Annotated in this window: 18 protein-coding genes and 3 tRNA genes; 6 read left to right on the top strand and 15 right to left on the bottom strand. The window is 75.6% G+C overall.

Features of this window, described 5'->3' with window-relative positions; genetic code table 11:
- Window positions 1–321: 321 nt before the first annotated feature.
- The 4 genes from PGB27_RS10955 to PGB27_RS10940 all read right to left on the bottom strand — a co-directional run bounded on the left by PGB27_RS10955 (window position 322) and on the right by PGB27_RS10940 (window position 5,432).
- Complete coding sequence (locus PGB27_RS10955; RefSeq protein ID WP_274200397.1) at window positions 322–1,812, bottom strand: ATP-binding protein; 1,491 nt, start codon at window positions 1,810–1,812, stop codon at window positions 322–324.
- The gene (locus PGB27_RS10950) at window positions 1,809–3,473 is read right to left on the bottom strand and encodes an FAD-dependent oxidoreductase (RefSeq protein ID WP_274200396.1); all 1,665 of its coding nucleotides are present in this window, start codon (window positions 3,471–3,473) and stop codon (window positions 1,809–1,811) included. The genes PGB27_RS10955 and PGB27_RS10950 overlap by 4 nt, the downstream gene beginning before the upstream one ends.
- Window positions 3,474–3,534: 61 nt before the next feature.
- Complete coding sequence (locus PGB27_RS10945; RefSeq protein WP_274200395.1) at window positions 3,535–4,476, bottom strand: hypothetical protein; 942 nt, start codon at window positions 4,474–4,476, stop codon at window positions 3,535–3,537.
- Window positions 4,473–5,432 (bottom strand): hypothetical protein, encoded by a 960-nt coding sequence (locus PGB27_RS10940; protein ID WP_274200394.1) that lies wholly within the window; start codon window positions 5,430–5,432, stop codon window positions 4,473–4,475. The genes PGB27_RS10945 and PGB27_RS10940 overlap by 4 nt, the downstream gene beginning before the upstream one ends.
- Before the next feature lie 178 nt (window positions 5,433–5,610).
- Between PGB27_RS10940 and mycP the strand changes: the two genes are divergently transcribed.
- Together mycP and PGB27_RS10930 are read left to right on the top strand one after the other, a co-directional pair.
- Entirely contained in the window at window positions 5,611–7,017 is a 1,407-nt protein-coding gene (gene mycP / locus PGB27_RS10935; RefSeq protein ID WP_274200393.1) for a type VII secretion-associated serine protease mycosin, read from the top strand.
- Between the two features lie 71 nt (window positions 7,018–7,088).
- The gene (locus PGB27_RS10930; RefSeq protein ID WP_274200392.1) at window positions 7,089–7,946 is read left to right on the top strand and encodes a nitrilase-related carbon-nitrogen hydrolase; all 858 of its coding nucleotides are present in this window, start codon (window positions 7,089–7,091) and stop codon (window positions 7,944–7,946) included.
- A 13-nt stretch (window positions 7,947–7,959) separates the two neighbouring features.
- Here PGB27_RS10930 and PGB27_RS10925 read toward each other — a convergent pair whose 3' ends face one another.
- Window positions 7,960–8,799: a PhzF family phenazine biosynthesis protein gene (locus PGB27_RS10925; protein ID WP_332843790.1), complete on the bottom strand. Its 840-nt coding sequence runs from the start codon at window positions 8,797–8,799 to the stop codon at window positions 7,960–7,962.
- Between the two features lie 281 nt (window positions 8,800–9,080).
- On the opposite strand from PGB27_RS10925, the gene PGB27_RS10920 reads away from it, so the two are divergent.
- The 3 genes from PGB27_RS10920 to PGB27_RS10910 all read left to right on the top strand — a co-directional run bounded on the left by PGB27_RS10920 (window position 9,081) and on the right by PGB27_RS10910 (window position 11,852).
- Window positions 9,081–10,130, top strand: a complete 1,050-nt coding sequence (locus PGB27_RS10920) for an NAD-dependent epimerase/dehydratase family protein (protein ID WP_274200390.1) — start codon at window positions 9,081–9,083, stop codon at window positions 10,128–10,130.
- Between the two features lie 27 nt (window positions 10,131–10,157).
- Window positions 10,158–10,931 carry a coniferyl-alcohol dehydrogenase gene (locus tag PGB27_RS10915; RefSeq protein WP_274200389.1) on the top strand — a complete coding sequence of 258 codons (774 nt, stop codon included), beginning with the start codon at window positions 10,158–10,160 and terminating at the stop codon, window positions 10,929–10,931.
- 93 nt (window positions 10,932–11,024) lie between these two features.
- Window positions 11,025–11,852, top strand: a complete 828-nt coding sequence (locus PGB27_RS10910) for a serine protease family protein (protein ID WP_274200388.1) — start codon at window positions 11,025–11,027, stop codon at window positions 11,850–11,852.
- A 25-nt stretch (window positions 11,853–11,877) separates the two neighbouring features.
- Here PGB27_RS10910 and PGB27_RS10905 read toward each other — a convergent pair whose 3' ends face one another.
- Together PGB27_RS10905 and PGB27_RS10900 are read right to left on the bottom strand one after the other, a co-directional pair.
- A complete protein-coding gene (locus tag PGB27_RS10905) occupies window positions 11,878–12,063 on the bottom strand; it encodes a hypothetical protein (RefSeq protein WP_274200387.1) in 186 nt (61 codons plus the stop codon).
- 59 nt (window positions 12,064–12,122) lie between these two features.
- Window positions 12,123–12,749, bottom strand: a complete 627-nt coding sequence (locus tag PGB27_RS10900) for a hypothetical protein (protein ID WP_274200386.1) — start codon at window positions 12,747–12,749, stop codon at window positions 12,123–12,125.
- A 218-nt stretch (window positions 12,750–12,967) separates the two neighbouring features.
- On the opposite strand from PGB27_RS10900, the gene PGB27_RS10895 reads away from it, so the two are divergent.
- Window positions 12,968–15,085, top strand: a complete 2,118-nt coding sequence (locus PGB27_RS10895; protein WP_274200385.1) for an HNH endonuclease signature motif containing protein — start codon at window positions 12,968–12,970, stop codon at window positions 15,083–15,085.
- 3 nt (window positions 15,086–15,088) lie between these two features.
- Here PGB27_RS10895 and PGB27_RS10890 read toward each other — a convergent pair whose 3' ends face one another.
- The 8 genes from PGB27_RS10890 to PGB27_RS10855 form a co-directional block, all read right to left on the bottom strand.
- Entirely contained in the window at window positions 15,089–15,385 is a 297-nt protein-coding gene (locus tag PGB27_RS10890; RefSeq protein WP_274200384.1) for a DUF1330 domain-containing protein, read from the bottom strand.
- 30 nt (window positions 15,386–15,415) lie between these two features.
- Window positions 15,416–15,489: transfer RNA gene (locus PGB27_RS10885), tRNA-Phe, on the bottom strand.
- A 31-nt stretch (window positions 15,490–15,520) separates the two neighbouring features.
- A tRNA-Asp gene (locus tag PGB27_RS10880) sits at window positions 15,521–15,594 on the bottom strand.
- 21 nt (window positions 15,595–15,615) lie between these two features.
- Window positions 15,616–15,688 (bottom strand) — tRNA-Glu (locus PGB27_RS10875).
- Window positions 15,689–15,762: 74 nt separating this feature from the next.
- Entirely contained in the window at window positions 15,763–16,500 is a 738-nt protein-coding gene (locus tag PGB27_RS10870) for a TetR/AcrR family transcriptional regulator (protein ID WP_274200383.1), read from the bottom strand.
- A 79-nt stretch (window positions 16,501–16,579) separates the two neighbouring features.
- A complete protein-coding gene (locus PGB27_RS10865; RefSeq protein WP_274200382.1) occupies window positions 16,580–16,750 on the bottom strand; it encodes a hypothetical protein in 171 nt (56 codons plus the stop codon).
- 391 nt (window positions 16,751–17,141) lie between these two features.
- Entirely contained in the window at window positions 17,142–18,395 is a 1,254-nt protein-coding gene (locus tag PGB27_RS10860; RefSeq protein WP_274200381.1) for a serine hydrolase domain-containing protein, read from the bottom strand.
- Window positions 18,383–19,261, bottom strand: a complete 879-nt coding sequence (locus PGB27_RS10855) for an alpha/beta fold hydrolase (protein ID WP_274200380.1) — start codon at window positions 19,259–19,261, stop codon at window positions 18,383–18,385. Before PGB27_RS10855 ends, PGB27_RS10860 begins: the two co-directional genes overlap by 13 nt.
- Window positions 19,262–19,277: the final 16 nt, after the last annotated feature.

Genomic DNA, 19,277 nt, shown 5'->3' with positions numbered 1-19,277 from the left:
ATCGCGGGCAGGACAGCGAGAGTGCGTATCGCTCGACCGACGTCGCTCGTTGGACTGGTGTCGTTGTCGCCACTGTTCGCGCCCGAGTCGCCGTACGGCCGTCAGGGTCGTCGGTCTCCCGGGACGACGTGGGCGGCGACGCACCCATCCGTCACCGCCGACCCCGAGCCGTCCCGTTGCGGACGACCCGGTCCCCCGTGCGACCGACCGCGCCCGGCCGCACGGGGTCTCGCGTCCCCCGGTCGCCGTGCTGCCCCACGGTGACCGGGGGACGCCCCTCCCGAGCAGGTCGTCGGTCCGCCTGACGGTCCGGCCGGCGAGTCACACCTCGTCGTCGCCGTCGTCCGGCACGCCCTCGCGGGTGGGGCCCTCGAGCGGCAGGCAGATCTCGAAGGTCGTCCCCTGCGGGCCGGTGTGCACCCGGATGTCCCCGTGGTGCTTCTTCACGACGATCCGCCAGGAGATGTCCAGGCCCAGGCCGGTGCCCTCGCCGACGTCCTTCGTGGTGAAGAACGGCTCGAAGATGCGTGGACGCACGTCGTCGGGGATGCCGGGACCGGTGTCGCCGATCTCGACGATCGCGTGCGGGCCGTCGCGGCGCGTGCGGATGGTCAGCGTGCCGGTGCCGTCGCCGTGGCCGTGCATCGCGCCGACGGCGTTGTCGATGATGTTGGTCCAGACCTGGTTGAGCTCCGCGGCGTAGGCCGGGATCTTCGGCAGGTCGGGGTCGAGCTCCTTGACGAGCCGGATGCCCTCGAACTTGCGGTTCATCATCACCAGCGTCGACTTCAGCAGGTCGCGCAGGTCGACCTCCTGGAACGGCGCCCGGTCGAGCTGCGAGTACTGCCGGGCGGCGCCGACGAGGTTCGCGATGCGCGCGGTCGCGTCGGTGATCTCGCCCATCAGCGTCTCGGTCTCGACGGCGTAGGCGATCCAGCGCACCGCCGCCTCGACCGAGCCCTCGGGCACCGCGCGCTCGACCTTGTCGAGCCACTCGGCGTCCAGGCCGCCCGCGACCAGGACCGGCGCGAGGTCCCAGGCGCCGCCGACGCCGCGCTCGTCGAGCCAGTCGCCCAGCGCGTCCTCGGCGTCCGACGCCTCGAGCGCGGAGAGCTCCGGCGCGGTCTCGGCGCGGTTGACCGCGTCCTCCTGGAGCTCGACGAGCTGCGCGACGGTCGGGCCGTCGAGCTTGCCGCACGCGAGCAGGCCGAGCTTGTGCCGCATGCCGGCGACGCGGCTGCGCAGCGACTCGGTGGCGCGTCGGGCCGCGGCGGCGGGGTTGTTGAGCTCGTGGGTCAGGCCGGCCGACAGCGACCCGAGGGCGAGCAGCCGTTCGCGCTCGCTCTGGATCGTCGACGTGCGCCGCATGCCGACGACGAGCCCCTCGAGCAGGTGGATCGGCAGCGGGAACCAGGAGCGCAACGCGTCGGCCCACTCGGTGGCGGGCAGGGCGTACACCGTGGAGTCGGCGGTGGCGCGCAGCGTGTGCTTGTAGGTCTGCTCGGCGTCCGGGATGTAGGCCTGCGTCGAGCCGCCGTAGCTGCCCCGCTGGCTCGTGCGCGTGGTCTCGACCTCGTCGCCGCGCATGGTCTGGAGCATCGCCATCTCGCCGGACAGCAGGACCCAGAAGCAGCGCGCGGGCTCGCCCTCACGGCAGATGGTCTCGCCGGCGGAGAACGCGACGACGTCGCCGTGGCGGGCGAGCCAGTCGAGCTGGTCGTCGGACAGCGCCTCGAACAGGAAGAGGCCGCGCAGCTCGTCGCGGGTGAGCTTCTCGGGGATCTGCTCGGCGGTCTGTTCTGCCGTGCTCATCGGTTCTCCAGCCATCGGTGCACCAGACTGACCGCCATCGCGCCCTCACCGACGGCGGACGCGACGCGCTTGACCGACTCGGCCCGGACATCGCCGACGGCGAACACCCCGGGCACGGAGGTCTCCAGGTGGAACGGATCCCGCTCCGGTTCCCATCCCGCCGGGCCGCGGGAATCCGGCTCGCGCGGCAGATCGGGCCCGGTGAGGACGAAACCGCGCGCGTCGCGGGCGACGACGCCGTCGAGCCACTCGGTGCGCGGCGCGGCGCCGATGAAGACGAACAGCCACGAGGCCTCGACGGTCTCCTCGTCGCCGGTGTTCCTGTCACGCAACGTCAGCTTCTCGAGGTGGTCGGTGCCGGACGCGCCGACGACCTCGGTGCAGGTGCGGACCTCGATGCGCGGGTTCTGCTCGATCTGCTCGATGAGGTAGTGCGACATCGACGCCGTCAGCGACGGTCCGCGCACGAGCATGACGACCTTGCTGGCGTGCCGGGAGAAGTTCATCGCCGCCTGGCCGGCGGAGTTCGCCCCGCCGACGACGTAGACGTCCTGCGCCGCGCACGAGGCGGCCTCGGTGGCCGCGGCGCCGTAGAACACGCCCTGCCCGGTGTGCTCGTCGAGGCCGGGGCAGTCGAGCATCCGGTAGGAGACGCCGGTCGCCAGCACCACGGCGTGCGCGGTGATCTCCGAGCCGTCGTCGAACCGGACCACGCGCGCCCGGCCCCGCGGCTCGAGGGCGGTGACCGAGCGGGTGGTGAGCACCTCGGTGCCGAACTTCTCGGCCTGCAGGCGCGCCCGGGTCGTCAGCTGGTCGCCGGAGACGCCGTTGGGGAAGCCCAGGTAGTTCTCGATGCGGCTCGACGTACCGGCCTGGCCGCCGGTGGCCCGCTGCTCGACGAGCACGGTGCGCAGGCCCTCGGAGCCGCCGTAGACGCTCGCGCCGAGGCCCGCCGGCCCGCCGCCGACCACGACGAGGTCGTAGACGTCGGTGGACGCCGTGGTCGACAGGCCCGCGGCCTCGACCACCTCGCCGTCGCTGGGCTGGACGAGCGCGCGGCCGTCCTCGGTGATGACCACCGGCAGGCGCTCGGCGTCGACGCCGGCCGCCTCGAGCAGCCGGGCGCCCTCGGGCTCGTCGGCGCGGAGGAAGTCGTACGAGAGCTGGTTGCGGGCCACGAGGTCGCGCAGCTCGTAGGAGCGCGCCGACCAGCGGTGCCCGACGATCCGGATGGTCGCCGACGGACGGTCCGGCGCCTCGCGCCACGCGGCGAGCATGGCGTCGACCACCGGGTAGAGCTTCTCCTCCGGCGGGTCCCACGGCTTGAGCAGGTAGTGGTCGAGGTCGACGACGTTGATCGCGGTGATCGCCGCGTCGGTGTCCGCGTAGGCGGTGAGCAGCACCCGGCGCGCCCGCGGGAACAGGTCCATGGCCTGCTCGAGGAACTCGACGCCCGTCATCCGCGGCATCCGCTGGTCGGCGAGGATCACCGCCACCTGCTCGCCGCGCAGCGCGATCTCGCGCAGGGCCTCCAGGGCCGCCGGCCCCGACTCGGCCCGGACGATGCGGTGGTGCTCGCCGTACTCGCGGCGCAGGTCGCGGGCGACCGCCCGGGACACCCCGGGGTCGTCGTCCACGGTCAGGATCACCGGACGTGTCACGGTCACGAGCCTAGGCCCTCCCCGCTGCCTTCTCGATCGATTGAGCGGACCGCGGACGCCGTCAGTCGCCGCTGCTGCCGCTGTCGCCGCCGTCGCTGCCGCCGTCGTTCCCGCCGTCGTTCCCGCCGTCGTTCCCGGACGCCCCCGTGTCCCACCCGCTCGAGTCCCCGCTGTCGGCCGCGCCGCCGCCGGTGAGCGGGGCGTCGCGCGCGGCGCGGATCTTCGCGTCGAGCTCCGCGACGAACCACACGACGAACGCCGCCGCGGCCGGCGAGAGCCGCTCGGGCACGCGGGCCGACGGGTGGACCCGCCCGCGGCGGGCGCGCCCGACCCGCACGAGCCAGGCCGTCCCCTCGTCGTCGACGAGCGTGCGCCGCGGCACCGGCAGCGAGCCCCGCACCTCGCAGTGCAGCCGCCGCCCCTCCACCGCGATCTCCCAGCGCCGCCGGCCCGCGGGCCCGAAGCGGCGGGCCACGAACACCGGCCCGGTGCCCTCGCTCGCCGTCATGAGGCCCGAGCGGGCGCGCAGGCGCAGGCGGCGCTCGCCGTCGTCGAGCCAGGACGAGGGCCCGCCGCGCGCCCGGCGGTCGCGGACGGCCACGGCGCCGGGGCGGTGGTCGACGTCGACGAGGTAGCGCACGCGGTCGTCCTCGGTGTCGTCCCCGGGGTGGGGCGCCGGGCGCACCGCGACGGGCTGGCCGACGCCGTAGTGGCGCACGTCGTCGCGGACGCGGCGGCGCACGGCCGAGACGACCTGGTGGAGCAGTCCCCACACGAGGAAGGGCGTGACGACGACGACCGCGGTCAGCACGTTGACCGCGCCGTCGTCGGCGATGCCGGGGCCCGGGGAGGAGTCGGCCCGGATCGCGATCGCGGCGGCGACCCCCGCGAGCACGAGCGCCCCGAGCCACCAGAGGTAGCGGTGGTGGCCGAGCCGGCGCGGGGACCACCGGGACGCGGGGCCGCCGTGCGCCGGTCGGGTCGGGTCGAGCGTGGCGGTCACGGCCGGGCCTCCTCGTCGTGACGGTGACGGCGGGGACCGGGGGCCGCCCCGGCCCAGGCGTCGGCGACCGGCTCGGGCTCGCTCGCCCCGTACTCGCGGCCGTAGCTGCGCACGCGGTCCTGGTGCTCGGCGAGCTCGCAGAACAGCCACAGGCAGAAGGCGACGGCGTCGGGCGCCAGGTCCGCGGGCAGGCGGCCGTGCGGACGCAGGCGGGCGGCGCGACCGCCCCGCAGCTGGTCGAGCAGCGAGGGCGTGCCGGTCTGCACGAGCCACGCCGTCCCGTCCGGCTCGATCAGCGTGCGGCGCGGCACCTGCTGCAGGCCGCGGACCTCGCAGCTCAGGCGACGGCCGTCGAGCTCGAGGTCCCAGCGGGCGCGGTGACGCCCGGGCAGCGGGACGCGGGTGGCGCGGTGGCGGACGAGGCCGTCCGGGCCGGTCGCGGTGAGGGTGCCGCGGCCGCTGCGCAGGCGCAGGTCCTCCCGGCCGGTCTCGACGAAGCGGTGCCGGCCGTTGCGGACGGCGCGCTCGACGATCCGCGCGGCGTCCGGCACGTGGTCGACCTCGACGTGGAGCAGGACCTCCTCGGCCGGTCGCGGCCAGACGCGCTCGCCGGGCACGGCGTCGGGCGCGGCCCCGCGGGCGGCCTGCCCGGTGCCGTAGACGCGGACGTCGTCGCGGGCGCGGCGGCGCACGGCGGTGCCGAGCTCGTGGACGGTCATCCACAGGAGGACGGGGGCGAGCAGGCACACCGCGACCATGACCGTGAGCGCCCCGCCGTCGGTCAGCCCCGGGCCGGGCGAGGTGTCGAGGCCGATGGCGATGGCCGCCGCGAGCGCCGCGAGCAGGAGCGCGCCGCCCCACCACAGGTAGCGGTGGTGGCCCAGCCGCGCCGGGGACCAGCGGGGCGCCGGCCCGCCGCCCGCCGGGTGGCCGTCGCGCGTCGTCGTCGCGGTCATCGTTCCCTCCCGGCGGTCAGCTTGGTGGCTACGCAGAGGCACGACAAGTCCGACTACTACGCCGAACGAGTGGATGATCGTCCGAGGTGGCGATGATCACCGACACTGCGCGCCACCAGGGCTGCGTGTTCCGCCGAACGGCCCCGCCGGGCGACGGCGTCGACCTACGATCCGCAGCGTGCGGGCGATCCTCGGGCGGCGGGTGGCCCGCGCGCTGGTCGGCGCGGCCGTGGCCCCGCTGCTCGCGGTGGGCCTGGCCGTCCCGTCCGCTGCCGCACCGGGCGACGTCCCCGCGCCGCCCCCGCCCGACCCCGCGGCGCTCGCCCGCCTCGACCCCGACCCCCGCCCGCTGCCCGGGGTCAGCGCGCGCGTCGGATGCGTGCGCCCGACGGGCGGCGCGAGCACGGTGATCCCCGGAGCGCCGTGGTCCCAGCAGCGCCTGCGCTTCACCGACGCCTGGCGCTTCACCCGCGGCGCCGGGCAGACCGTCGCGGTGATCGACACCGGGGTGAGCCGGCACCCGCGGCTGGCCGGGCGCCTGGTCGACGGCGGCGACTTCGTGGGCACCGAGGACGGCCTGACCGACTGCGACGGCCACGGCACGCTCGTCGCCGGCATCATCGCCGCGGCCCCGGACCCGGCGACGGGCTTCGTCGGCGTCGCCCCGGACGCGCGGGTGCTCGCGATCCGCCAGTCCAGCGCGACGGTGACGACGCGCGCGCCCGACGGCTCGCTGCGCGAGGGCGGCGGCAACGTCGACACGCTCGCGGCGGCGGTGCTGCGGGCGGTGCGGCTCGGGGCGACGGTCATCAACGTCTCCGAGGCGGCCTGCGTGCCCGTCGCCGACGCCGGGCTCGCCCTGGGCGGGCTCCGGGCGGCCGTGCGCGCCGCGGTGGACGCCGACGTGGTCGTCGTGGCCGCCGCCGGCAACGCCGGCTCCGGGGCGTGCACCCAGGGCCCGGAGGGGCAGGGCCCCGGTCAGGTCGTCGCCCCCGCCTGGTTCGGCGACGACGTGCTCTCGGTCGGCTACACGCGCCGCGACGGGCTGGCCGCACCCCAGAGCCTGCGCGGTCCGTGGGTGTCGCTCGCCGCGCCCGGCTCGGAGATCGTCTCGCTCGACCCCACGGGCCCCGGTGTGGTCGACCGGATCGTGCCCATCGGCACCGACCGTGCGATCCCGATCGAGGGCACGAGCTTCGCCGCGCCGTACGTCGCCGGCGTCGTGGCGCTCGTGCGGGCCCGCTACCCGGGGCTCGACGCGCGGCAGGTGATGGCGCGCGTCACCTCGTCGGCCGACCGTCCGGGCGGGGCGTCGGCGGTCCCGGGAGCCCGCGACGACGCGGTGGGGGCGGGCACCGTCGACCCCGTGGCGGCCGTCGCGGACGTCCGTCCGGCCGAGTTCACCGGATCGGGACCGGCCCCCGTCTCCCCCGCCGGGGCGGGGCGGGTCGACCTGAGCGACGCCCGGGATGCACACTCCGGATCGCGCACCGTGGCGCTGGCTGGTTCCGCCGTGGCCGGGGTGCTGTTGGGCGGGGCCGGTCTCATCGTCCTCGTCGCGCGACGGGCACGCCGGTCGCGCTGAGGCGGCCGGGGTCGCCCGGTGTGTCGTCCCGTCCTCCACGCCGCGTGCGGCGCCGTCCCCGAGGAGCCCGCGTGCGCATCACCCTCGCCCAGACCGACGCCGCGCTCGGCGACCTCGACGGCAACCTCAAGCGCGCCGAGCGGGTGGTGAGCGAGGCCGTCGACGCCGAGGCCGACCTCGTCGTGTTCCCGGAGCTGTCGCTGTCCGGGTACCAGATCGGCGAGGTGCCCCAGGACCTCTCTCTCGCCCCCGACGACCCGCGCCTGCTCAAGATCTCGGAGCGGGCCGGTCACGCCGGGGTGCTGCTCGGGTTCCCGGAGGCCGGCGGGCACGGCCTGCACACCTACAACAGCGCGGGCTACTACGAGGACGGGCACCTCGTCCACACCCACCGCAAGCTCTACCTGCCGACGTACTCGACGTTCGAGGAGCGCAAGCACTTCCTGCCCGGCCAGCACTCCCGCGCCTACGGCGTGCGGGGCGGGCGGCACCGCGCGGCCACGCTGATCTGCAACGACGCCTGGCAGCCGCAGGTGGCCTTCCTGTCGGTGCAGGACGGCGCGCACCTGCTGCTCGTGCCCGCGAACTCGGCGCAGTCGATGTCGCCGGAGCGCTACGACTCCAAGGAGTACTGGCGCAACATCACCACGTTCTACGGGCGCATCTACCAGCTGTTCGTGGTGTTCGTGAACCGCGTCGGCGTCGAGGGCGGGCTGACGTTCTGGGGCGGCAGCCACATCGTCGACCCGTGGGGCGAGGTCGTCGGCGAGTGCGGCGAGGGCGCCGAGGCCGAGGAGACCTGCACGATCGACATCGACCTCGCCGACGTGCGCCGGCGCCGCCGCGACATCCCGCTCGTGCGCGAGGCCCGCCTGGGCCTGCTGCGCCGCGAGATCGACCGCCTGCTGGACGAGGGCGGGGACCTCTAGATCTTCGGGACGTCTAGATCTTGGTGGCCTCGGCGAGCAGCTCGCCGCGGCTGACGGTGACGGCGTCGCCGCGCAGGTACACGCGCTCGCCGGCGAGCTCGACGCCGACCTCGCCGCCGCGCGGGGAGAGCTGGGCGCCGACGAGCCGGTCGCGCCCGAGCCGCTTGGCCCAGTACGGGGCGAGGCAGCAGTGCGCCGAGCCCGTCACCGGGTCCTCGTCGATGCCGACGGCCGGGGCGAAGAAGCGGGAGACGAAGTCGGGCGCGCCCGGGGCCGGGTCCTCCTCGGCGCGGGCGGTGACGATGACGCCGCGCCCGCTCGCGGCCTTGAGCACCGACAGGTCGGGCTCGAGGTCGCGCACCTCCTCGGCCGACGGGATCTCGACGAGAACGTCGTAGCGGCAGCGGGCGAGCTCGACGACCGCGGCGCCGAGGGCGTCGGCGAACTCGTCGGCCAGGTGCCCGTCGGGCAGCGCCGAGATCGGCTCGTCGACGGGGAAGTCGAGCTGGATGCCGCCGCCGGGCAGCGCCTCGGCGCGCAGCACGCCCGAGGCGGTGCGGAACGCGATCGGTGACGTCGCGAGCCCCTGCTCGAAGAGCACGTGCGCGCTCGCGAGGGTGGCGTGCCCGCAGATCTCCACCTCGACCTTCGGCGTGAACCAGCGCAGGCCCACCTCGCCCGTGGCGGCGAGCGTCGAGAGGTCGACGAACGCGGTCTCGGAGACGTTCACCTCGGCCGCGACGGCCTGCATCCACGCCGCGTCGTCGGCGTCGGTGAGGCACACCCCCGCCGGGTTGCCGGTGAAGGGCGCGGACGTGAAGGCGTCGACGAGGTGGAGCTGCACGGACTCCATGGTGCCGTGTGCGCCCCCGGGTGGGCAGCCGGGCGCCGGAGTCCGCGGCTCGCCGCAGGGCCGTCCCGGGGCGTGGGCCGCCCCACCACGCCCCGGGATCGGGTTCCGGCGGGGACGCCGGGGGGTCAGCGGGCGCTCCCGATGAGGGCGGGGAACGGCGTCGCGACGGTCATGACCCACTCCCCGTGATCGGTGTTCGCCACTCACGGTCACATCGTTGGCGTCCGCATGCCAAGGATCACCACTCCGACGGCCCAGCGTCGCCACGAGGAGCGACGTCCGTGTCACGAGCCGTCGACGGGGTAGCCGCCCGGGTGCGACTCCTCGTGCTCGGTGGCGGCGGCTTCCTCGGCTACCACGTGGCGGCGGAGGCGCTCCGTGCCGGCCACGAGGTGACGGTCGCGAGCCGGTCGGGGGAGGCGCCGCTCGAGGGCGTCGAGGCGCTGGCCGTCGACCGGTACGGCGACCTCTCCGCCCTCCACGGGCGCACCTTCGACGCCGCGCTCGACACGTTCTCCGACCCCGACGCCGTGCGGTCCGCGACGGAGGAGCTGCGCGGTGCGGTGGGCGCGCTGGGCTACGTCTCGGGCATGAGCGTCTACCACCCGGACGGGCCCGCGGTGCCCGGCGAGGACGCGCCCGTCCGCCGGCCCGGCGAGGCGTCGGCGGGCGACCCGCTCCAGGAGCGCTCGCTGGCCAAGCTCGCCGCCGAGGACGCGGTGACGCCGACGTTCGACGGCCCGGTGACCGTGCTGCGGGTCGGGATCATGGTGGGCCCGCGCGACCCGTCCGACCGCTTCACCTGGTGGCCGGTGCGCCTCGCCCGCGCGCTCGCCGGCGAGGCGCCCCGGACCGTCCTGGCGCCCGGCGACCCGGCGCGCGCGGTCCAGTACAGCGACGCCCGCGACATCGCCGCCTTCGCGGTGCGGGCGCTCGCCGAGGGCCGCGCGGGGGTGTTCGACACGGTCGGCCCCGGGCGCGCGCAGCCGCTGTCGGCCGTCCTCGACGCCTGCCTCGAGGCCGCGGGCGGCGCGCCGGGCGACGTCGCGTGGGCCTGGGCCGGCGAGGAGTCCCTGCGCGCCGAGCTCGCCGACGTCGAGGAGGAGCAGCGGCCGCTGTGGTTCCCCGAGGACCAGATCCCCCAGGACGCCATCGACTCCTCGGCCGCCCTGGCCGCGGGCCTGCGGTTCCGGCCGGCCGTCGACACCGCCCGCGACGTCCTCGCGTGGCACCGGGAGCGCGGCGCGCCTGCCCTGGCCGCCGGATTCGACCCCGCCGAGGAGACGAGGCTCGTGCGGCGGTGCGCGGGAGGGGCTCCACCGAAGGGGTGACACGGGCGTCGCTACTGTCACCTCGACATGAGCACGGTGTTCCTGGTCAGCGGCGCCTCCTCGGGCGTGGGGCGTGCACTCGCGCAGTTCCTCGCCCGCCACGGCGTGACGGTGATCGGGCTCGACCGTCGCGAGCCGCCGGACCGCGAGATCGCGCACGTCCACTGCGACCTCGCCGACCCGGGTGCCATCGACGCCGCCGTCGACCGTCTCGACGGCCAGGTCGACGCGCTGGCCAACGTCGCCGGGGTCCCGGGCACCGCACCGGTGGAGACGGTGCTGGCCGTCAACTTCCTCGGGATGCGCCACCTCACCGAGCGGGTCCTCGGCCGCATCCGGCGCGGCGGGTCGGTGGTCAACGTGTCGTCGGCCGAGGGGCGGCACTGGGTCGCGCACCTCGCCGAGCTGCGGCCCCTGCTGGCCACCCGGACCTTCGCCGAGGGGATGCGCTGGTGCCGCGAGCAGCGGCCCGACCGGCCCGTGTACGACGTCGCGAAGGAGGCCGTCCTCGCGTACACGACGGCGTCGTCGACGCTGACGTGGAGCGACGGGGTGCGGATGAACGCCGTCGCCCCCGGCACCGTCCGGACGCCGTCGCTGCCCGAGGTCGAGCGCTCCACCGACCCGCGGCGCCTCGCCCGCCAGCGCTCCGCCGCCGGCCGGGACGCCGAGGCGTCGGAGATCGCGTCGGTGGTCGCGTTCCTCATGTCGAACGAGAGCCGCTGGGTCAACGGCCAGACCCTCGCGGCCGACGGGGGCGTCGCAGCAGCGACGACCTGGGCGGCGCTGCAGTCCCGCTGAGGGCCCCACTGATCCTTCGTCGCGTCACCCGTCCGTGACCTCGCCGTTGAACACCGCGGAGTGACGCAGCGCCGCATGACGGGGAGCAGAGGCATGGCAGCAGGACGCACGACCCGTCGCACGACGGCCACCCTGACGGTCGGGGCGGCGCTCGCCGCGGCCGCGTGGCTGGGCGGGGCGACGGCCGTCGCAGCACCGGCGGCGCCGGCACCGCCGTCCCCCACGCCCACCGCCCCCGGCGTCCACCCCGGCGTGCAGACCCGCACCGACGGGGCGCAGTGCACCGCCAACTTCCTGTTCACCGACGGGTCGGCGACCTACCTCGGCCAGGCCGCGCACTGCTCGGGCACCGGCGGCGCGACCGAGGTCGACGGCTGCACGGCGGGCTCGCTGCCGCTCGGCACCGAGGTCGAGATCGGCGGTGCGACGCGGCCCGGGACGCTCGTCTACAACTCGTGGCTCGCCATGCAGGAGGCCGGCGAGACCGACCCCGACGCCTGCGCCTACAACGACTTCGCGCTGGTGCGGCTCGACCCCGCGGACGCGGCCGGTGCGTCCGGCGCGGTGCCGTTCTTCGGCGGCCCGACCGGGGTCGACACCGACGGGGCGGGCGCCGGCGAGGTGGTGCGCAGCTACGGGAACTCCGAGCTGCGCGGCGGTGTGACGCTGCTCAGCCCGAAGATCGGGACGGTCGCCGGCACGCAGGGCGACGGCTGGAGCCACGACGTGCTCACCGTGACCCCGGGCATCCCCGGCGACTCGGGCAGCGCGTTCCTCTCGGCGGACGGCCGGGCGCTCGGGGTGCTCTCGACCCTGCAGTTCGCGCCGCTGCCCGCGAGCAACGGGGTCAGCGACCTGGCGAAGATGCTCGACTACGCCCGCGAGCACGGCGTCGACGATCTCCGGCTCGTCACGGGCTGAGGCCCGGTCGGGGCTCGAGGCCCCGTCAGGGCTGGAGGACGCGCCGCTTCCCGTTCGTCGGCGCCTGCGGGTGGGCGGAGGCGCGGCGGCGGGCCTCGGCGGCCTTGCGGTCGGCGCGCCCGGACCAGGACCGCATCGCCAGGTAGAGCGGTAGGCCGATCACCAGGACCGAGACCACCGCGAAGACCGCCACCGCGAGAACCCACTCCATGCCGAACCCCCCTGCCGCGACCGACGTCGCGCGGGACGTCGCTCGATCGGGTGACGGCGTTACCGGCCGGCCTGGGTGATGTCGTCGGCGGTCGTGGCCCTCGCCGTCCGGCGCGGGAGGCGGGCCGAGCGGTCGGCGACCGCGAGCCCGGCGTCCCAGCCAGGGGCCCGCGCGCCGCCCGGGGGTCGCAGCTCCGCGGTGGGGACACCGGACACGGCGAGCAGCCAGGAGACCAGGGAGTTGGAGTTCCACATGTCGCCGGTCGCGCCGACCGCGCGACCCCAGGTCAGCGCCGGCACCTCCTCGAGGTGGCGGAGCAGCGCGCGGGCGGTGGCGTCGTCACGGCTCACGACGACCGGGTCCCCCACGGCCCAGCGACGGTCGGGCAGGACGCCGTCGCGCCAGCGACGCACCTCGTAGCGGAACCACCGCGACCGTCCGAGGAGCGCGAGCCCGACCGGGCCGGTCCGCACCACGCCGCGGTCGACGGCCCGCGGGCCGCCCCACGCCGGGGCCATCTCGAGGATCCACGTGGAGCCGTCCAGGACGACCTCGAGCACGCCGTGGACGAGCGGCCGCGCAGCCCGGTGCCCGCGGGCGGCCGTGAGCCGCTCCCACCAGCGGCTCGTGTGCCGCACCACGTGCCCGCCGGCGCCGACGGGGATCCAGAGGAGACGGACGACCACGCACCCACCCTCCGGCGGCGCCGCCGGGAGCCGCGAGGGTCGGAGGTCCCCGGCGACGGAGGCTGATCGGGCCGACGGCGCTCGGCGGCACGGCGCTGTGGTCGTCGTGCTCCTCCGCGCGGCGGGCCCCCGATCGTGACCGGACCGTGACGTCGTCGCCGGGCCCGACCAGGCCTCGAGCGCCCGGCGTTGTCGGTGGTCGGATCTACCGTCATCCCATGAGCATCGACCAGCACGTGGGGCCCGACGTGGCCGCCGAGCTGGACGCGCTCGCGCCGGGCGCGGAGCTGGTCGCCGCCCTCGACCGGCTGTCGCCGGCGGTGCTCACCGGGGAGGACCTGGCCGCCTACCTGCGCGGCTGTGCCCGGGTGCAGAACCGCGGCACGGCCCGGTTGCTCGACGCGATGCACCACCTCGGCCGCGCGCAGGCCGACCGGGTCGAGCGGCGCGCCGACCTCGACGAGTTCTCGGGCGACGAGGTCGCCGCGGTGCTGGCCCTGGGGCGCACCATGGTCGCCCGGAAGCTCGACCTCGCCGACGACCTGCGCGATCGCCTCCCCGACGTCGGCGACGCGCTCTGGCACGGCGTCATCGACGAGCACAAGGCCGCCCGGCTGTGCGAGTGGACGCGCGACCTGTGCGACGACCACGCCCGCCACGTCGCCCGGGTCCTGCTCCCCGAGGCGCCGACCCTCCCGCCGGCCGAGCTCATCCGGCGCATCGAGAAGACCGCCACCGAGCTCGACCCCGACTGGGCGGCCCGCCGCGCCGCCCGGGCCGAGAAGAACGCGCGGGTGATCCTCTCGCCGAACCCGACGGGCACGGCCACGTTCTCGGTCTGCGACGTCGCCGCGCCCCGCGGGCTGGCGATGCGCGACCGATGCGACGCGGTCGCCGCCCTCGTCCGCGGGCTCGGGGTGCTGACGCCGATCGGCTCACTGCGCGCGGAGGTCGCCGGGCGGCTGCTCGACGGATCGGTGGAGGGCATGACCGACCACCAGGTCGCGCTCCTCCTGGCCTCGGAGTACCACCAGCAGGACCGGCCCGAGGACGGACCCGGCGACGGACCGAGCGACGACGGCGGACCGGATGGCGGCCCCGAACACGGCCCCGACGGTGGCCCCGACGGTGGCCCCGACGGTGGCCCCGACCGCAGGCCGGACGACGGACCTGACGACGGCCCGGGCGACGGCCCGGGCGACGAGTCCGGCGACGGTCCGGGCGACGGACCGCCGGACCCGGACGCGGGCGGGGACGCGCAGCCCGACGACGACCAGGGGGTCCTGGACCATCCCGGCCTCCCCGACCAGCCCGGGCGGCCCGCCGCCGAGGAGCGGGGGTCCGGCAAGCCGCCCGAGCCGTTCGAGCCGTTCGAGCCGTTCGAGCCGCCGACTCTCGCCGGTCCCGACCACCGTCCGGGCCGCCCCCGCACCGGCACCTCGGAGCTCCGGCTCCGCCTCTCCACCGCCCTCGGCCTCGACGGCAGCCCCGCCACCGTCCCCGGCTACGGCACCGTGCTGGCCCACCACGCCCGCACGCTGCTCGACCGGTACCGCACCGGTGAGTGGCGCATCGTCCTCACCGACGACGACGGCCGCCTCCAGAACCTCCTGCTCGCCCGACGACGACCATCACGCCCCCGCGGCCGCGAGCAGCGACCCCGGGGGCAGGGGTGCAGCGCGATCGTCGAGCTCCAGGTCCCGACGACGCTGCTCGCTGCGCTGCGTCCCGCCGATCACCCGCCCTGGACCGCGCTGCTCACCGAGCTCCAGCTCCGCCTCCGCGAGCTCGGCCCGCACCGCGGCCGGCCGCCCGCCGAGACGGCCGCCGATCACGCGCGGCGACGCCCCCGCGCGGAGATCGAACGCTGGGTCCGCGTCCGCGACCGCCACTGCGTCGTCCCGGGCTGCTACCGCCCCGCCCGGCGCGCCGACATCGACCACACCAGGGATTGGGCGTTGGGCGGCCCCACCGCGGAGCGCAACCTCGGCGTCTTCTGCAGGCACCACCACCGCGCCAAGCACCGGGGCGGTTGGCGGGTCCACCAGCCGCGCCCGGGCCGCTTCCGGTTCCGCACCCGCGCCGGCGTGCACCACACGACCTACCCGAAGCGCATGCTCGAGCCGCTCGTCCAGCCGCGCCCCGGACCGGGCCCCCGTCCCCTGCCCGACGACGGCTTCGGGCCCGGCGACGCCCATGACCCCGAGACCGAGGCCGCCGACGACCTCGACTGGCGCCGGCGCTTCATCCGTCGCACGAGCGGCCACCCGAGGCCCGCACCCGCCCCCGCCGGCGCCGTCACGATCGCTACCGACGGCGACCCGCCGCCGTTCTAGGAGTCAGTCCGGCAGCCCCTCGATGATCCTGATGTCCCGCTCCGCGCCGTCCCCGAGCGCGCGGAGGGCCTCCTGGTACGCGTCGCTCTCGTAGGCCGCGACGGCTGCCTCGACGCTGTCGAAGGCGATGAGGGTGGTGCGCTCGGTCGTGCCGCTCTCGAACGCCGCGGCCGGGTAGCCCCGCGCCAGGAAGCGACCCCCCGCGGCGCGCATCGCAGGTCCGGCGAGCGCGACGTACCGGTCGAGCTTGGCCTCGTCGCGGATCTCGCGGAAGGTGTTGATCCAGTAGGCGCCCGTCACGGGCTGATCGTCGCTGACGGGGGCCAGAGGTGGCCAGGGGCGGGGTCGAACCGCCGACCTATCGCTTTTCAGGCGATCGCTCGTACCAACTGAGCTACCTGGCCGGACGGCCGAGGGACCACCTCGACCGGAGAGCGACCCAGACGGGACTCGAACCCGCGACCTTCGCCGTGACAGGGCGACGCGCTAACCAACTGCGCCACTGGGCCTTGAATCTTGCGGTACCACCGTACCCCCAACGGGATTCGAACCCGCGTTGCCGCCTTGAAAGGGCGGAGTCCTAGGCCGCTGAACGATGGGGGCGCGACCCTCTGGCTGAGGACCTTACCCGCCAACGGCGTACCCGTTGGGAGCGAGCCAATCATAGGCGACGGGTCTCAGACCCCCGGCACCCACCCCCTGCCCTCGGCGACCCCGAGCACGACGTGGGGTCCGAGCACCGCCCGCATGCCCCCGTCGGCGCGCCACGCGGCGAGCCACGCGGGCACCGCCGTCGCGCCCAGCACCAGCTCCCAGTTCTCGCAGACGCGCTGGGCGAGGTCGGTGAGCTCGGTGATCGCGAGCGAGGCGGCGAAGGCCCCGCCGGACATGTCGACCATGGTGCGGGCCAGCGACGACGGGTCGACCGACGGCAGCAGGAGCTCCGCCGCGGCCGCCCGCTCGAAGAGGCCGGTGAACGTCTCCTCCCAGAAACGGAAGGGCCACCCCGGCCGCTGCGGACCGGCGAACCCTTCCGTGCACAGCCGCTGGCCGGCGCGCAGCACGGGGCCGTCGAGGGCGTCCTGCATCTCGCGCGCGATCTGGGCGGCCGTGCGCAGCGGGTCGAGGCCGAGCGCGTCGGCCCGCTCGACCATGGCGCGGCACCGCACCTCCATCTCGTCGACCACGGCGAGCGCGATGCTCTCCTTGGAGACGAAGTGGAAGTACAGCGCACCCTTCGTGACCTTGCTCCGCTCGAGGATCCGCGACAGCGAGGCCTCGTGGTACGAGCCGGAGGCGAACTCCTCGGCGGCGGCGGCGAGGATGGCGCCACGCGTCGCCACCGCCCGCGCCTGGCGCGGCGCGTCGCCGCGGACCCCGGTCGGGGGCCGCGGAGGATCAGCGGTGTCGGACATCGGCGGTCACGGTAGCGGTCGGCGCTTTCACCGACGGGCGCCCACGCGGTATTCGTCCAGCCTCGGACGATCTACCGTGTCACCGCCGCACCGGCGGAGGATCTCCGCCCTCCCCGATGAGCCCGAGCATGTCCAGCAGCTCCCGGCAGTCGTCGGAGTCGAGCGAGTTGCGGGCGACGGCGATGCGCGCACGGTGCACCTGCTCGTCGGTGACCCCGTACACGTCGGCCGCGGTGCGCTGCGCGGGCACCGACGGCTCGTCGGCCGCCGTCCGCTCCGGATGGGGTCCGTTCGGTCGTCGGCGAGGTCCTGACGTCGCGTTCATCTGCTGGCTCCCGGTGGCCGCCTGGTCCCGACCCGCTGCCACACCTCACGCGGCGGGATGACCCGATCCGGGGACGTCTCCGGTCACGGTCCGTGCCCGTCGGCGTCCCTCGTCCGAGTCGCGACGACGCTACCCAGCCGCCCGCGACGATGCAGCCCCCTTCCCGAGTGACGGGCCCGGCGATCTCGCTCCGCCCGCTTCGCCCGCATTCGGCTGCGCAGAGCGACCGTCCAGGGCCGGGACGGTCACGGCGAGGCCCCATGACTCCCGACCGCGCACGCCGCCGTACGGGGGGTGGCTGAGAGGCTCTCAGCGATCAGTCGACGAGGGCCTGGTAGACGAGCCCCCGCAGCTGTGTCCGGATCGGGTGGGCGCTCGAGGGCAGCAGCTGGGTGAAGAACATCGCGGTGACCCGCTCGACGGGGTCCACCCAGAACGCGGTGCTCGCCGCGCCGCCCCACGACATCTCGCCGACGCTGGTCGGCGTGCGGTAGCGCACCGGGTCGGTCACCACGGCGACGCCGAGGCCGAAGCCCACCCCGTCGAACGGCATCTCGGCGAACAGCGGCCGCCCGACCTGCTCGAGGTCCAGGCCGCCGGGCAGGTGGTTGCGGCCCATGTAGTCGACGGTGCGGCTGCCGAGCAGGCGGACACCGTCCACCTCGCCGCGGCCGAGCAGCATCTGCGTGAAGCGGTGGTAGTCCGCCGCCGTGGAGACGAGCCCGCCCCCGCCGCCGAGCCACGTGGGCTCCAGGACCTCGCGGGCCAGCGCACCCAGACCGGCGGCCTCGGCGGTCAGGAAGCGACCCGTGGCGGGGTTCTGGACGTAGAGCTGGGCCAGGCGCTCGGCGTCGTCGACGGCGAACCCGGTGCCCGTCATGCCGAGGGGATCGAGGATCTCCTCGGCGAGGAACGTGTCCAGCGACCGTCCCGACACGACCTCGATCAGCCGGCCCAGCACGTCGGTGGCGTGGCTGTAGTTCCACTCCGCGCCCGGCTGGTGCACCAGCGGCAGGCCCGCCCAGGTCTCGACCATGCCGGCGAGGTCGCGATCTCGCGGGGCGGACCACTCGAAGCCCGCCGCCCGGTAGAGCTCGTCGACGGGGTGCGCGTGGTGGAAGCCGTACGTCAGGCCGGCGGTGTGGGTCAGCAGGTGCCAGACACGGATGGGCTCGGTGGCCGTCTCGAGCAGCGGCTTGCCCGACGACCCCTTGACGTAGACCTTCGGTGCCGCGAACTCGGGCAGCCACCGGCTGATCGGGTCGGTGAGCTCGAACGCCCCCCGCTCCCACAGCATGAGCGCCGCCACCGAGGTGATCGGCTTGGTCATCGAGTAGATCCGCCAGCGCGTGTCGTCGGTGACCGGCAGGCCGGCCTCGGCGTCGCGCTGCCCGGCCGTCGACGAGTGCACGACCTTCCCGTCACGGGCCACGACGATGTGCCACCCGGGCAGCTTGCCGTCGTCCACGTAGCGGGAGAAGTGGTCGTCGATGCGGGTCAGACGGGCCGGGTCGAAGCCCAGCTCCTCGGGATCGGCCTCGACCTTCAGGGGGCTGCTCACTCCCGCCATCCTGCCTCCGCGAGGAAGGTCCGCAACTCCTCGACGACCTCGTCGGGGCGCTCCTCGGGCACGAAGTGCGCGCACCGCTCGATCGCCCGACCGCGGACGTCGTCGGCGTACTCGCGCCACAGGTCGAGCATCGGCAGCGTCTGCCCCATGACGCCCTCGGCGCCCCAGAGCGCGAGCAGCGGCTGGGTCACCCGCCGCCCCGCGGCGTGGTCCTCCTCGTCGTGGCCCGAGTCGACGGCGTCGGCGCGGTAGTCGTCGAACCCGCACCGCAGCGCCCCGGGCTGCGAGAACGCGCGCACGTACTCCGCGATCGCCGCGGGCTCGAGGCCTTCGCGGGCGTAGGTCCACTTCTCGAGGAAGTACCGCAGGTAGCCCTCGACGTCGGCGCCGGCGAGGCGCTCGGGCAGGTCGGGCTGGAGGTGGAAGAGCCAGTGCCAGTACTTCGCGCCGAGCGCGGCGTCCATGCGCTGCCACGTCGCCCGCGTCGGCGCGATGTCGAGGACGGCGAGCCGCGTGACCTCCTCGGGCCGGTCCAGCGCCCAGCGGTGCGCGACGCGTCCGCCGCGGTCGTGCCCGACGACCGCGACCCGCTCGTGGCCGAGCGCCCGCACCAGCGCCGAGATGTCCGACGCCATCGTGCGCTTGTCCATGCCGGTGGTGGGCTTGTCGCTGGCGCCGTAGCCGCGCAGGTCCGGGACGATCACGGTGTGGTCCGCCGCGAGCGGGCCGGCGACGTGGCGCCAGCAGTGCCCCGTCTGCGGCCACCCGTGCAGCAGCACGACCGGCGGGCCCGAGCCGCCGACGCGGTGGTGCAGCCGGATCCCGTTGACGACGACGGTGTCGGGGGTCAGCGCGGCAGAGGTCACGAGCAGGCATCCTGCC

The organism is Actinomycetospora lemnae, from assembly GCF_028737315.1.
GTDB lineage: Bacteria > Actinomycetota > Actinomycetes > Mycobacteriales > Pseudonocardiaceae > Actinomycetospora > Actinomycetospora lemnae.
Note: the sequence above shows the minus strand (reverse complement) of the source record. Positions and strands in the feature narration are given on the sequence as shown.

Coding starts and splice junctions, on each gene's coding strand:
- PGB27_RS10955 (WP_274200397.1), bottom strand. CDS start 1,812: ATGAGCACGGCAGAACAGACCGCCGAGCAGATCCCCGAGAAGCTCACC.
- PGB27_RS10940 (WP_274200394.1), bottom strand. CDS start 5,432: ATGACCGCGACGACGACGCGCGACGGCCACCCGGCGGGCGGCGGGCCG.
- PGB27_RS10925 (WP_332843790.1), bottom strand. CDS start 8,799: ATGGAGTCCGTGCAGCTCCACCTCGTCGACGCCTTCACGTCCGCGCCC.
- PGB27_RS10915 (WP_274200389.1), top strand. CDS start 10,158: ATGAGCACGGTGTTCCTGGTCAGCGGCGCCTCCTCGGGCGTGGGGCGT.
- PGB27_RS10910 (WP_274200388.1), top strand. CDS start 11,025: ATGGCAGCAGGACGCACGACCCGTCGCACGACGGCCACCCTGACGGTC.
- PGB27_RS10905 (WP_274200387.1), bottom strand. CDS start 12,063: ATGGAGTGGGTTCTCGCGGTGGCGGTCTTCGCGGTGGTCTCGGTCCTG.
- PGB27_RS10895 (WP_274200385.1), top strand. CDS start 12,968: ATGAGCATCGACCAGCACGTGGGGCCCGACGTGGCCGCCGAGCTGGAC.
- PGB27_RS10870 (WP_274200383.1), bottom strand. CDS start 16,500: ATGTCCGACACCGCTGATCCTCCGCGGCCCCCGACCGGGGTCCGCGGC.
- PGB27_RS10860 (WP_274200381.1), bottom strand. CDS start 18,395: ATGGCGGGAGTGAGCAGCCCCCTGAAGGTCGAGGCCGATCCCGAGGAG.